The organism is Pseudomonas sp. MIACH, assembly GCF_001269925.1.
Classification (GTDB): domain Bacteria; phylum Pseudomonadota; class Gammaproteobacteria; order Pseudomonadales; family Pseudomonadaceae; genus Aquipseudomonas.
The window spans coordinates 1-11,331 of the sequence record NZ_LHVO01000042.1 but is presented as its reverse complement, the minus strand read 5'-3'; the positions used below and the strand labels follow the sequence as shown (position 1 = coordinate 11,331).

Here is an 11,331-nt window from a genome sequence, read left to right as displayed (position 1 = left end):
GTCGCCAGTGTTCAATGCGACGTCCCTTCCGCAAACTCCACCTTATTGCCCACGTTGTACTTGCCCGACGGTTTATTCATAGGGATACGCTTCACCTCCTCAAGCGTCCGGCTGTCATACACAATCAACGCCCCCTCCGTGGCCCAGATGCTCAGCACCACATACCGCCCATCCCGGGTGAATTCCACGTGGGCCGCCGTCTTGCCTGGCATCGGCCGCAGGGTGTGGGCGATCTCCAATGTCTGCTTGTCGATCAAGTGGATCGCATCATTGTCTGGCCCAAAAAACACGTCGCTCCACACATAGCGCGAGTTCACATGGCTGCGCATGAAAAAGCCCGGTCCAAGGGTGGGGATCTGTTTGATCAGGCTCCAGGTCTTGAGGTCGATCACCGAGATTTGCCCCTTGCTGATATTCGGCGTGGCAAACACCCATTGCCCGTTGCGTTGCCAATACGTCCCCGAACCCAGGTGCGGCATGCCGGAGAGCGGGATGTCGGTGACCACGCGGCCGCTGTCCAGGTCGATCACCTGGCCGCCGCCGGCCTTGCGTGAGGTGGCGATCAGTTGCCGGTAATCGGGTGAGAACGAGAAGTCATCGAGCACGTCCTGGGCCTGGATACGCCGGGGTTCGAAGCTGGGGCGGGCAGCGGCATAGGACAATTCCCAGACCTCGTTCACATCCTTGAGTGCGACGATAAAGCTGTTGCGCGGTGGCGCGGTGTACACCGCACTGACCCGTGAGCCGGTGTCCAGGGTCTTGACCAGCGACAGGTCGCGCGCATCCAGCAGCACCAGGTTGCCCGGCAGGTAATTGCCCGCCAGCACCCAGCGCCCATCCTTGCTCACCGCCAGGTTGCGGGTGTTGAGGCCCACGCGGATCTCGGCGATCAACTTGAGGTTGTGCAGGTCGTATTGGCTGATCCAGCCGTCCCGCGAGGCGAAGTACACAAAGCGTCCGTCCGGGGAGAATTTCGGCCCGCCATGCACCGCGAAGTGGGTGGGGAAACGGTCCAGCACGGCAAAGGTGTCGCCGTCGAGAATATCCATGTGATGGTCGCCGGACTCCACCACCACAAACAGGTTGAGCGGGTCGGCGTGATGCTGTGGCGTGCTCGGCAATTGGCGCAGGTCCGCCAGCACGCTGTGGCTGGTGCGGATGTCATGCTCGTTCCACGTCGCCGGTGAGTCAGGCGGCTGTTGCAGAAACTGCGCCAGCCCATCCATCTGCGCGGCGCTCAGTTGCGGCGCGAACGCGGCCATCTGGCTGGCGGGCCGGCCGTGTTCGATGACCTTGCACACTTCTTCCGGCTTGATCCGCCCCAGGCTTTCCGGGAGCAGCGCCGGGCCGGTGGCACCGATGCGATTAAGCCCATGGCAGCTTTCGCAATACTGGCGGTAATCCTGCGCTGGCGTGCCGTGCGCGGCCGTCGCCCAGAGCAGCGGCACCAGCAGCAGGCGTTTCATATCGCCACCGCTTCACGGGCCGGTGCCAGGCTGGCCGGGAAGTGCAGGGCGGCGCCGGCAAACAGGCTGACGACGTGGCCGATCACTGTGAGGGTGGGCACGCCCGGTGCACAGTCGGCGGCCAGGGTGGGCAACTGGCGCAGGGTGCCACGGGCGACGTGCTGGTCGGCGCGCGCGCCATTGCTGATCAGGGCGGCCGGTGTATCCCCCGGCAAACCGGCCGCCACCAGATGTTCGGCGATCAGCGCCAGGTTCGACAGGCCCATGTAGAACACCAGCGTCTGGCTCGGCTCGGCCAGGCTGGCCCATGGCAGTTTCAAGGCGCCGTCGCGCTGCAGGTGGCCGGTGACGAAACGGCACGAATTGACCAGGTCGCGGTGGGTCAGCGGGATGCCGGCATAGGCGCTGCACCCGGAGGCGGCGGTGATGCCGGGCACCACCTGGCACGGGATGCCGCGCGCGAGCAGGTACTCCAGTTCCTCGGCGCCGCGCCCGAAGATAAACGGGTCGCCGCCCTTGAGGCGCACCACCCGTTGGCCCTCGTCGGCCAGCTCGGCGAGCAGTTCGTTGAGTTGATCCTGGGGCAGGCTGTGACAACCGCTGGCCTTGCCCACGTAATGGCGGGCGCAGGTCAGTGGGATCAGCGCGAGCAATTCGGCGCTGATCAGTCGGTCGAACACCACCGCGTCGGCCTGCATCAACAGGCTCCAGGCGCGCAGGGTCAGCAGGCGCGGGTCACCGGGGCCGGCGCCCACCAACGCGACTTCGCCGGGGTGCAAGGGACTGTGCAAACTGGCCGGCAGGCCAGTGGAGTAGTGGGCAGTTGAAGTGTGCATGAGACGTCCTTGGTTCTTCATCAGGTAGGCGGCCCCCGGTTGTGTCACCGGGTGGTCGAGCAAGGGATCAGGGTGGGCGGCTGGCAGGCAATCTCGGCGTCGCTGAAGTAGCAACCGGGGTCAGGGCCCCAGAGGTCGCCATCGGCCCAGGCGCGGGTGCGCGTATTGCCATTGCAGATCGGCAGCCAGCGGCACTCGGCACACCGCCCGCCGAGGCTGCGCGGGTGTTCGCGCAGGCGCAGCAGCAACGGGTCGGGCTGCTCCAGCCAGAGCTGGCGGAAGGTGCTGTTGCGCACATTGCCCACCGACTGCTGCCACCAATAGGTGTCCGGGTGCACCTCGCCGGTGTTGTCGATATTGGCGATGCCGCTGCCCGAGGCATTGCCGCCCCAGGCATGCAGCAGGTGCTCAAGCTGCGGGTAATGTTCGGGCAGGTGCTGGTGCACCCATTGCAGCAACAGCACGGCGTCGGCGTCGTTGTTGCCGCTGACGAAATCACTGTCCACGCCGTGTTGAATATCGCTCCAGGCCTGCTGGAAAATCAGCGCCATGGCCTCGCGGCTCATCTGCCGGTGCGCGTCCAGCTGGCGGCTGCGTTTGCCGCGCCCGCTGTAGTTGAGGTGTGACAGGTAGAACTTCTGTACATCATAGGTGCGCATCAGCGTCAGCAGTTGCGGTAGCTGCCCATGGTTGTCCTGGGTCAGGGTGGTGCGCAGGCCCACGCGAATCCCGGCCTCGCGGCACAGGCGAATGGCGTGCATGGATCGCTGGAAACTGCCGTGCAGTTGGCGAAAGGCATCGTGGGTCGCTTCCAGGCCGTCGATGCTGATGCCTACGTAGTCGAAGCGCGCGTCGGCGATCTGCTGGATGTTGTGCTCATCGATCAGCGTGCCGTTAGTCGACAGTGCGACGAAAAAACCTTTATCGCGGGCATAGGTGCTGAGCTCGAAGAGGTCTTCGCGCAGCAGCGGCTCGCCCCCGGACAGGATCAACACGCGAACCCCAGCGTCGTGCAAATCGTCGATCACCCGCAGCGCTGCCGGGGTGTCGAGTTCATCGCGAAACACGCTGTCGGCGCTGGTGGCGTAGCAGTGCTTGCAGGTGAGATTGCAGCGCCGCAGCAGGTTCCAGATCACCACCGGCGGCCGCTCACTGCCGGGAGGCGAGGTGCGCGGCGGCGGGCATTGACCGGCGAGGGTGCGCAGGTACTGACTGATTCGCAGCATGGGCTAATCCTTTGAGTGCGCCGGCGTCAGGCGCAGGCCGGTCTTTTTCAGGATGCGGCTGCTCACCAGCATCTCGTCGGCGTGGCAGGCATCCCCCAGCAGGAAACGCAGGTGCTCACGGTAGCTGTCGATTTCTTCGCGGCTGCGGCCATGCACCATGGCGAACAGGTTGTAGGGCCAGTCCGGGCGCCGGGGGCGACGGTAGCAATGGCTGACAAACGGCTGGGCGCCGATCAGTTCTCCCAGGCGCGGCATGTGCACATCGGCCACGTCCCATACGGTCATGCCGTTATGCCGATAGCCCAGGCGGTAGTGGTTGGGCACGGCGGCGATACGCCGGATCGCGCCTTCGGCTTGCAGGCGCTTGAGCAGGTCGAGGGTCGATTCGACGCTGATGCCCAACTGCTCGGCGAGCCAGGCCCAAGGGTCCTCCACCAGCGGCAGGCCGCTTTGGGTGAGGGCGACCAGGTGCAGGGCCAGGGTGTTGTCAGACCGGGAAATACAGACCGACATGGTAGGTGTGCTCCTTCGGCAGATTGAGCACCGCCAACCCGGTCAGGGCCTCGATGCGCGATAGGGTGGCGGCCAACTCCTGCTCGGTGGCGCAGGCCAGCACGAACCACATGTTCCAGCGGTGTTCGCGGCGGTAGTTGTGGGCCACCTGGGGCAGGGCGTTGAGCTGTTCGGCGACGGCGTCAAACTGCGCTTCGGGTACAGCCAGCGCGGCCAGGGTGAAGGCGCCGCCGAGACGCTCGATGTCGAACATCGGGCCGAAGCGCGTGAGCACGCCGTCTTTGAGCAGGGCATACAAGCGGTCGAGCAGTTCACTCGGATGGCTGTGCAGTTCCTCGGCCACCTGTTGCCAGGGCTGGCGCACCAGCGGTAGGCCGTGTTGCAGGCGGTTGAGCAATTGCCGATCCAGTTCATCCATGGGCCCATACCTGCGATGGCGGCGGTGCAAAACGCCCACCGCATTGTTTGAAGGCGCGGGTGCTGAACAGCAGTTGGTGGGGCAGGTCGCTGAGCAGATGCTGCTCCAGCAACGCCTGGATCTGCGCCTCGACCACCGCGCGCTCGCGGCCGTGGACCATGCAGAACAGGTTGTAGCGCCACTGCGGCAGGCGTCGCGGGCGCTGGTAACACAGGTTCACGCCGGGCGCGCGGCCCAGGCGCGCACCGACTTCATCGACCAGCGCATCCGGCACATCCAGCACCAGCATGGCGTTGGCCACAAAGCCCAATGCGCGGTGGTTGAGCACCAGGCCGACGCGACGGAACAGGCCCTGGCCATGCCATTGCTGCATCTGTTGCAGCACCTGATCGTGGTGGGCGCCGATCTGCTCGGCGAGCTCGTCGTAGGGCCGCGCGACGATGGGCAAACCGCGCTCCAGGCACTGGCGCAGATCGAGCATCTGCTCGTGGTTCAGTGGCGCGATCACGGCTGCTCTCCGAGGGAAAATCCAAGGTCGATGCGATAGGCGGTGAGCATCGGCAGGTCCAGGGGAGTGAGGCCGGTGTCTTTCTCCAGCTCGTCGAGGATTTGCTGCAGGTGTTGGCGATGGGGCCCGGTGAGCACGAACCACAGGTTGTAATGATGCTCGCGGGCATAGTTGTGATTGACCTCCGGGTACTGGCTGACGCGCGCGGCTACTTGTTCCAGGCGCTCGATCGGCACTGCCAGGGCGGCCAGGGTGCTGGCGCCGGCGCGGGTGTGTTCGAACACCGGGCCGATGCGCGACAACGCGCCGGCCAGTTCCAGGCGTTGCAGGCAGGCCATCACCTCGGCCGCGCTGCAGCCCAGTACCTGGGCCATTTCGCGGTAGGGCTCGGCGCACAGCGGCATGCCGTGCTGGAAGCGTTCGATCAATTGCTGGCTGAGCGAATCAAGGTCCATTTCAATACCCCATTTTTTGCGCGCGCAGGCTGAAGAAAATCCCGCTGGGACTCTTGGCCGGTAAGGTTTTCAGCAGGGTCAGGCGGTACGGGTCCCACACTTGCAACTGTTCGTCGTCACGCACCGACAGCCACAGTTGCTCGCCGCGCCCCGTGAACTCCATGTGCAACACGCCGGGGCCGGGACGCAGGTCGGCGACCACCTGATGGGTTTCGGTGTCGAGCACCTGCACCCGGTCGTTGTCCGGGTAGGCGAAGTTGACCCACAGCTGGCGCCCGTCGGGGCGTGCAGTGACGAAAATCGGCTGCCCGGCCACCGGGATCGCCGCCGTCTGCTGCCAGGTGCGTGCGTCCATCACCAGCACCTGGTGACGTCCCACCGCCGGCACGAACGCCTGGTCATCGGCGACGGCCCAGCCCTCCAGGTGCGGCATCTTGTACACCGGCAGCTTGGCCTGGCCGCGCCCATAGTCCTTGAGCACGCGCACCACGCCGCGCTCCGGGTGCCACAGGTCGAGCTGGGCCATGCCGTCTTCACCGAACAGCCCGGCCATGTAGTAGCGGCCGTCGGCGGTGATCAGCGCGTCATAGGGTTGCTCGCCGACGTCCTTGAAGCGGGTGATGCGCGGCGGGTTGCCGTGGCTGAAGTCGGCGCTCCAGATCTCGCCGGTGTCGAACAGGCTGAACACGAAGCGCTGGCCGGGCGCATCCACCAGGCCGACCACCCGCGAGCGCTTGCCATCGGCCATTGCGGTCGCGGGGATGTCGGCGATGAGGGTCAGGTCTTCTGCATCGAACACCTTGACCCCGCCCGGCACGTAATTGGACACGGCGATCAAGCGCCCATCCTGGCTGATGGCGCCGCCGATGCTGTTGCCACCCTGGACGATGCGCCGCTCGATGCGTTGGCGCAGCAGGTCGATCTTGGTCAGCCCGCCATCGCGGGCAAACACATACGCGTAGCGCTGGTCGCGGGAAAACACCGCCGAGGCGTGGGACAGGTCGCCCAGCCCCTCGATACGGGCCAGTTCGGTCATGCCGGTGCTCTCGATAATCTGCACGCTGCCACTGGCGCGTTCGATCACCAGGCCCAGGTCGCCGCTGCCGCGCAACGCAGGTTGGGCGCAGGCGCCCAGCAACAGGCACAGGGATAACAAGGTGGGTCGCATCATGGTGGGGGGCTTCCTTGCAAAAGGCGGTCGACCAGCCAGGCAATATCGCCGGCACTGAGCAGCGGGCCCCAACCAGGCATGGCGCGGGCATGGCGGCCGTAGGTCACAGTGGCGATCAAGCTGTCGCGGCTGTGGTCGGCGAGGGCTTGCGGTGTGAGGGCCGGGCCCAGGCCGCCGGTGAGGTGCAGGCCATGACAGGCCCCGCAATCCTGGGTCAACAGGTGTTCAAGGCGGGCAGCGTCCGGGGTGGCTGCTGCCCGCGCGGGAATCAGCAGGAGCAGCGCCATGGCCGTACCGATCATCGATGCTTGCATGGCGTGCTCCTTGTGCTTATTTCAAGGTCAGGACCCAATCGGCCAACACCTTGGCTTCATCATCGGTGATCTGGTTCGGCGGCATCGGGACCGGTCCCCAGTTGCCCTGGGTACCGCTCTTGATATGGCTGGCCAGGGTGGTGGCGGCGTCCTTCACACCGGCATTCTTGGCCGCGACGTCCTTCAAGGCCGGTCCCACCAGTTTGCCGTCAATCATGTGGCAGCCCACACAGGGTTTGCTGTTGAACAACCCAGGACCGTCTTGTGCCAACACCGGTTGCAGGCTGAGCGCAGCGGCGGAAGCCAGCAGTGCGAGGAGAATATTTTTCATTCGGTGACCTCGTGTTGATGGGGCTCAATAAATGTCGTGTTGGGTGTTGTAGACGTTGAATTTTCCAGTCGGCGTGATCAGGCGCTTGTCGCGGATCACTTGCTTGAGCTTCAAGGTCTTGTCGTCGATCACCACCAGCGCCGACTCTTCGGTCTGGCCGTTCCACACCGAGAACCACACCTCGTCACCGGCCTTGTTGTATTCCGGTTGCACCACCCGCAGCGCGCCTTGCTTGATGCCCGAATACTCGGCAATCGGCAGCACGGTGTAGCCCTTGTCCAGCTGGTTGATGTCGAACACCGCCACCGACTGGCTGAGCTTGGCGTCGGGGTTGAGGGTGGTGTCGACATACAGGTGATGGGAGTTGGGGTGGGTCTTGATAAACAGCGAACCACCGCCCTGGCCCTTGAGGGATTCCACCTGTTTCCAGGCGTATTGCGGGTGCTTGATCGGGTCGGTGCCGATCACCGAAATACCGCCGTCGCCCAAGTGGCTGGTGGCCCATACCGGCCCGTATTTTGGGTGATTGAAGTTGGCGCCACGGCCAGGGTGCGGGGTCTTGCCGACCTCTACCAACGCGGTGAGCTTGCGCTCCTTGGAGTCGATCACCGCGACCTTGTTGGAGTTGTTCGCGGCAGTCATGAAGTAGCGGTGGGTGCTGTCCCAGCCGCCGTCATGCAGGAACGGCGCGGCGTCGATGGTGGTGATGGTGAGGTTCTTGATGTCCTGGTAATTGACCAGCATCACCTTGCCGGTTTCCTTGATATTGACGATGAACTCCGGCCACTCGTGGGAGGCGATGATTGCCGCCACGCGGGGTTCCGGGTGGTATTCCTGCTTATCGACGGTCATGCCCCGAGTGGACACGATCTGCTTGGGCTCCAGGGTTTCGCCATCCATGATGGTGAACTGCGGCGGCCAGTAGGAACCGGCAATCGCGTATTTGTCTTCATAGCCCTTGAACTTCGAAGTCTCCACCGAGCGGGCCTCGATGCCCACCTTGATCTCGGCGACTTTGGTCGGCTCCAGGGGCCACAGGTCGATCATGTCGATCTTGGCATCGCGGCCGATCACCAGCAGATAGCGGCCGGAAGCGGAGATACGCGAGATATGCACGGCGTAACCGGTGTCGATCAGCTTGATGATCTGCTTGGTGTCGCCGTCCACCAGGGCGATCTTGCCGTCGTCGCGCAGGGTGACCGAGAACAGGTTTTGCAGGTTGAGCGTGTTCAGTTGTTTTTTTGGCCGGTCTTCGGGCTTGACCAGCACTTTCCAGGTTTTGAGGGTTTCGGCCATGCCCCATTCCGGCGGGGTGGGCGCGGTGTGCTGGATGAAGGTGGCCATGCTGCTGATCTGCGCCTTGGTCAGCGCATTGGACGTGCCCCAGTTGGGCATGCCGGCCGGGGAGCCGTAGGTGATCAGCGCTTCCAGATAAGCCTGGCCACGGGCCTGGGTGATGTCCGGTGTCAGCGGCTTGCCGGTGGCGCCTTTGCGCAACACACCGTGGCAGCCGGCGCAGCGTTCGAAGTAAATCTGTTTGGAGGCGTCGAACTCAGCCTGGCTGATGTCCGGCGCGCCGGGGCTTTTCACCATCCCGGCCGGCGCGTCGCCATGGGCGTTGATGGGCAATGCGAGGGCCAGGGCGCAGCTCAGGCTGGCAAGACTCAGGACCCAGGGTTTTCTGTTGCGAGTCAGCATTCCGTATCTCCTCAGGCAAGACCTTTGCGATGCCCGGCGAAGGCGGGGTAGAGCGCAGGTTCTTAGTGCCAGGCAAGACTATGTTGCAGTGGCGCGATGCTCGCTTGACGGCGATCAAGTTTGCCGTTGTACGTGCTTGCCAGGTTGTCGCAGGGGCCCTTAGCGTGGGGGCCGAACCCGTTGCGAGTACGCGTAATGACCGAGCCCTTCTACCAACCGCAGGACAACGAACAGCAGCTGTTCGAACACGCCTGGCGCCACCACCTGCCGGTGCTGATCAAAGGCCCCACGGGCTGTGGCAAGACGCGCTTCGTGCAGCACATGGCGCATCGCCTGAACCTGCCGCTGTACACCGTCGCCTGCCACGACGACCTCAGCGCCGCCGACCTGCTCGGCCGCCACCTGATCGGCACCGACGGCACCTGGTGGCAGGACGGCCCACTGACCCGCGCCGTGCGCGAAGGCGGGATCTGCTACCTCGACGAAGTTGTCGAAGCACGCCAGGACACCGCCGTGGTGCTGCACCCGATTGCCGATGAACGCCGCGAACTGTTCCTGGAACGCACCGGCGAAGTGCTCAAGGCGCCGGCCTCGTTCATGCTGGTGGTGTCGTACAACCCCGGCTACCAGAACCTGCTCAAGGGCATGAAACCCAGCACCCGCCAGCGCTTCGTGGCGATGCGTTTTGGTTACCCGCCGGTGGCCGACGAGGAACGCATCGTCGCCCGCGAGGCCGGTGTGGATGTGGCGCTGTCCGCCCAGGTCGTGCGCCTCGGCCAGGCGCTGCGTCGGCTTGATCAGCATGACCTGGAGGAGGTGGCTTCGACGCGGCTGCTGATCTTCACCGCACGCTTGATCGGCGCCGGCATGAGCCCGCGCGAAGCCTGCCTGGCGTGCCTGGCCGAACCCTTGAGCGACGACCCGCAGACCGTCGCCGCGCTGATGGACGTGGTGGATGTGCACTTTGCCTGAACCGCGCCGCCTGCCAGGCGACCTGGCGATGTGGTTCTTCATCCTCGCCGAGCTGTCGGTGTTTGCGATCCTGATCCTGGCATTTGCCGTGACCCAGGTGCTCAAGCCCGAGCTGTTTGCCGAAGGGCGCGCACAGCTGCATACCTCGACCGGGTTGGCGATGACCTTGAGCCTGCTGACCGCAGGCTTGTTGGCAGCGTTGGCTGTACAGCAGGTGCGTTTGGGGCATTCGCGCCGGGGCGCTTGCTTGTTGTGGGGGGCGTTGTTGGTGGCGCTGGTGTATGTGGGGATCAAGCTCACCGAGTATGCCCACCTGGGCGCTGCCGGACTGGGCCTGGAGCACAGCACGTTTTTTACCTTGTACTGGATACTCACGGGGTTTCATTTCCTGCATGTGCTGCTGGGGATGGTGATTCTGGGGTGGCTGGCGCTGGCCTGCTGGTGCGGCGGGCTGTCAGTCGACGGGCTGGAGTCGGGGGTGCTGTATTGGCACATGGTGGATCTGGTGTGGGTGGTGCTGTTTCCGTTGGTCTATGTGATTCGCTGAGGTGGGTATGACGGATTCCCAGACGCTGATCCTGTGTTGGCTGATGTTGGTGGTGCTGAGCGTTGGCACTGTACTGACGGGGGCCTCCGGGTTGTGGTGGGGGGTGTTGTTGCTGGCGGTGGTCAAGGGATGGGTGATTGTGGATGGGTTTATGGACTTGCGGCGTGGGCCAGTGTTGTGGAGATTTTTGATGCTGGGGTGGGGGGTGGTTGTGGTCGCTTTACTGAGTACATATCCGTTATTTGCGTAGCGGCTGCTTACGAGGCTCGGTATGCCCTCACTCCAGATCAAAAGCCAAGCCGCGGCGGCCTTAGAGCCGACCGGTGTTGGGTCTGGTGTACTCGGTAAATGTGGGAGGGGGCTTGCCCCCGATTGCAGTGGGTCAGTACCAAATCCATCAACTGACACTCCCTCATCGGGGGCAAGCCCCCTCCCACATTTGGATCTCCATCCAGCAGGTAGGCCTCAGCCTGCTTTTGCTCTGGCTTTTGCTCTGGCTTTTGCTCTGGCTTTTGCTCTGGCTTTTGATCTTGATCTTAGGCGCCCCGTCAAACACGCTGGCCGAACGCAGGCTTGAATCCGTGGGTAACCCGGCAGGACGCCGGGTTAGCCGTCCTGGGCCAAGGATGGCCCATGACGGCGGCCCACGGATTCAAGCCTGAGTGAGGGCACACCGAGCCCAAGCGAGGTGCCGAGTGGTGGGGCAAGAGCCCTTTGGTTACTTGGGGGCTCTTTTCCAAAGTGACCCGCCGTAAGGGCGGAACCAATATCAGCCGTTACCGCAGCAACGGATATGTACACAAACAAACTCACCCCGCCTGCCGCAAATGCTCCATCGCCCAAACCGCCGCCTCCACCCGCGACCGTAACCCCAAC

14 protein-coding genes are annotated in these 11,331 nt (G+C 64.2%); 3 read left to right on the top strand and 11 right to left on the bottom strand.

What is annotated here, in order from left to right:
• Positions 1-11 precede the first annotated feature (11 nt).
• From AD670_RS16100 to nirS, 11 genes are read right to left on the bottom strand one after another with little or no spacing between them, the layout of a single operon-like run.
• On the bottom strand, positions 12-1,466 hold the full coding sequence (locus tag AD670_RS16100) for a cytochrome D1 domain-containing protein (protein WP_053134223.1): 1,455 nt from the start codon (positions 1,464-1,466) through the stop codon (positions 12-14).
• Positions 1,463-2,302 (bottom strand): uroporphyrinogen-III C-methyltransferase, encoded by an 840-nt coding sequence (cobA, locus tag AD670_RS16095; RefSeq protein ID WP_053134221.1) that lies wholly within the window; start codon positions 2,300-2,302, stop codon positions 1,463-1,465. The genes AD670_RS16100 and cobA overlap by 4 nt, the downstream gene beginning before the upstream one ends.
• A gap of 44 nt (positions 2,303-2,346) precedes the next feature.
• Positions 2,347-3,528: a heme d1 biosynthesis radical SAM protein NirJ gene (nirJ, locus tag AD670_RS16090; RefSeq protein WP_053134218.1), complete on the bottom strand. Its 1,182-nt coding sequence runs from the start codon at positions 3,526-3,528 to the stop codon at positions 2,347-2,349.
• A gap of 3 nt (positions 3,529-3,531) precedes the next feature.
• Positions 3,532-4,041 (bottom strand): Lrp/AsnC family transcriptional regulator, encoded by a 510-nt coding sequence (locus tag AD670_RS16085; RefSeq protein WP_053134215.1) that lies wholly within the window; start codon positions 4,039-4,041, stop codon positions 3,532-3,534.
• Positions 4,016-4,459 carry an Lrp/AsnC family transcriptional regulator gene (locus tag AD670_RS16080; RefSeq protein ID WP_053134212.1) on the bottom strand — a complete coding sequence of 148 codons (444 nt, stop codon included), beginning with the start codon at positions 4,457-4,459 and terminating at the stop codon, positions 4,016-4,018. The genes AD670_RS16085 and AD670_RS16080 overlap by 26 nt, the downstream gene beginning before the upstream one ends.
• A complete protein-coding gene (locus AD670_RS16075; protein WP_053134209.1) occupies positions 4,452-4,967 on the bottom strand; it encodes an Lrp/AsnC family transcriptional regulator in 516 nt (171 codons plus the stop codon). Before AD670_RS16075 ends, AD670_RS16080 begins: the two co-directional genes overlap by 8 nt.
• The gene (locus tag AD670_RS16070; protein ID WP_053134206.1) at positions 4,964-5,422 is read right to left on the bottom strand and encodes an Lrp/AsnC family transcriptional regulator; all 459 of its coding nucleotides are present in this window, start codon (positions 5,420-5,422) and stop codon (positions 4,964-4,966) included. Before AD670_RS16070 ends, AD670_RS16075 begins: the two co-directional genes overlap by 4 nt.
• Before the next feature lies 1 nt (position 5,423).
• Entirely contained in the window at positions 5,424-6,593 is a 1,170-nt protein-coding gene (locus AD670_RS16065; protein WP_053134203.1) for a cytochrome D1 domain-containing protein, read from the bottom strand.
• Positions 6,590-6,907, bottom strand: coding sequence for a cytochrome c (locus AD670_RS16060; RefSeq protein ID WP_172681486.1), 318 nt, complete (start codon positions 6,905-6,907; stop codon positions 6,590-6,592). The genes AD670_RS16065 and AD670_RS16060 overlap by 4 nt, the downstream gene beginning before the upstream one ends.
• A 16-nt stretch (positions 6,908-6,923) precedes the next feature.
• On the bottom strand, positions 6,924-7,238 hold the full coding sequence (locus AD670_RS16055) for a c-type cytochrome (RefSeq protein ID WP_053134200.1): 315 nt from the start codon (positions 7,236-7,238) through the stop codon (positions 6,924-6,926).
• A gap of 24 nt (positions 7,239-7,262) precedes the next feature.
• Complete coding sequence (gene nirS / locus AD670_RS16050) at positions 7,263-8,831, bottom strand: nitrite reductase (RefSeq protein ID WP_256243913.1); 1,569 nt, start codon at positions 8,829-8,831, stop codon at positions 7,263-7,265.
• Positions 8,832-9,131: 300 nt separating this feature from the next.
• On the opposite strand from nirS, the gene AD670_RS16045 reads away from it, so the two are divergent.
• The 3 genes from AD670_RS16045 to AD670_RS16035 are packed head-to-tail and all read left to right on the top strand — an operon-like array spanning position 9,132 to position 10,705.
• A complete protein-coding gene (locus AD670_RS16045) occupies positions 9,132-9,908 on the top strand; it encodes a CbbQ/NirQ/NorQ/GpvN family protein (protein ID WP_053134195.1) in 777 nt (258 codons plus the stop codon).
• Entirely contained in the window at positions 9,892-10,455 is a 564-nt protein-coding gene (locus AD670_RS16040; RefSeq protein ID WP_053134190.1) for a cytochrome c oxidase subunit 3, read from the top strand. Before AD670_RS16045 ends, AD670_RS16040 begins: the two co-directional genes overlap by 17 nt.
• Positions 10,456-10,462: 7 nt before the next feature.
• Positions 10,463-10,705 (top strand): cytochrome C oxidase subunit IV family protein, encoded by a 243-nt coding sequence (locus tag AD670_RS16035; RefSeq protein ID WP_053134187.1) that lies wholly within the window; start codon positions 10,463-10,465, stop codon positions 10,703-10,705.
• The last annotated feature ends 626 nt before the right edge of the window (positions 10,706-11,331 follow it).

What these genes read in the sequence shown, in the direction of transcription:
- AD670_RS16065 (WP_053134203.1), bottom strand. Translation starts at nt 6,593, where the DNA reads ATGATGCGACCCACCTTGTTATCCCTGTGCCTGTTGCTGGGCGCCTGC.
- AD670_RS16060 (WP_172681486.1), bottom strand. Translation starts at nt 6,907, where the DNA reads ATGCAAGCATCGATGATCGGTACGGCCATGGCGCTGCTCCTGCTGATT.
- nirJ (WP_053134218.1), bottom strand. Translation starts at nt 3,528, where the DNA reads ATGCTGCGAATCAGTCAGTACCTGCGCACCCTCGCCGGTCAATGCCCG.
- AD670_RS16040 (WP_053134190.1), top strand. Translation starts at nt 9,892, where the DNA reads ATGTGCACTTTGCCTGAACCGCGCCGCCTGCCAGGCGACCTGGCGATG.
- AD670_RS16100 (WP_053134223.1), bottom strand. Translation starts at nt 1,466, where the DNA reads ATGAAACGCCTGCTGCTGGTGCCGCTGCTCTGGGCGACGGCCGCGCAC.
- AD670_RS16055 (WP_053134200.1), bottom strand. Translation starts at nt 7,238, where the DNA reads ATGAAAAATATTCTCCTCGCACTGCTGGCTTCCGCCGCTGCGCTCAGC.
- AD670_RS16045 (WP_053134195.1), top strand. Translation starts at nt 9,132, where the DNA reads ATGACCGAGCCCTTCTACCAACCGCAGGACAACGAACAGCAGCTGTTC.
- cobA (WP_053134221.1), bottom strand. Translation starts at nt 2,302, where the DNA reads ATGCACACTTCAACTGCCCACTACTCCACTGGCCTGCCGGCCAGTTTG.
- AD670_RS16085 (WP_053134215.1), bottom strand. Translation starts at nt 4,041, where the DNA reads ATGTCGGTCTGTATTTCCCGGTCTGACAACACCCTGGCCCTGCACCTG.
- AD670_RS16070 (WP_053134206.1), bottom strand. Translation starts at nt 5,422, where the DNA reads ATGGACCTTGATTCGCTCAGCCAGCAATTGATCGAACGCTTCCAGCAC.
- AD670_RS16035 (WP_053134187.1), top strand. Translation starts at nt 10,463, where the DNA reads ATGACGGATTCCCAGACGCTGATCCTGTGTTGGCTGATGTTGGTGGTG.
- nirS (WP_256243913.1), bottom strand. Translation starts at nt 8,831, where the DNA reads ATGGTGAAAAGCCCCGGCGCGCCGGACATCAGCCAGGCTGAGTTCGAC.
- AD670_RS16080 (WP_053134212.1), bottom strand. Translation starts at nt 4,459, where the DNA reads ATGGATGAACTGGATCGGCAATTGCTCAACCGCCTGCAACACGGCCTA.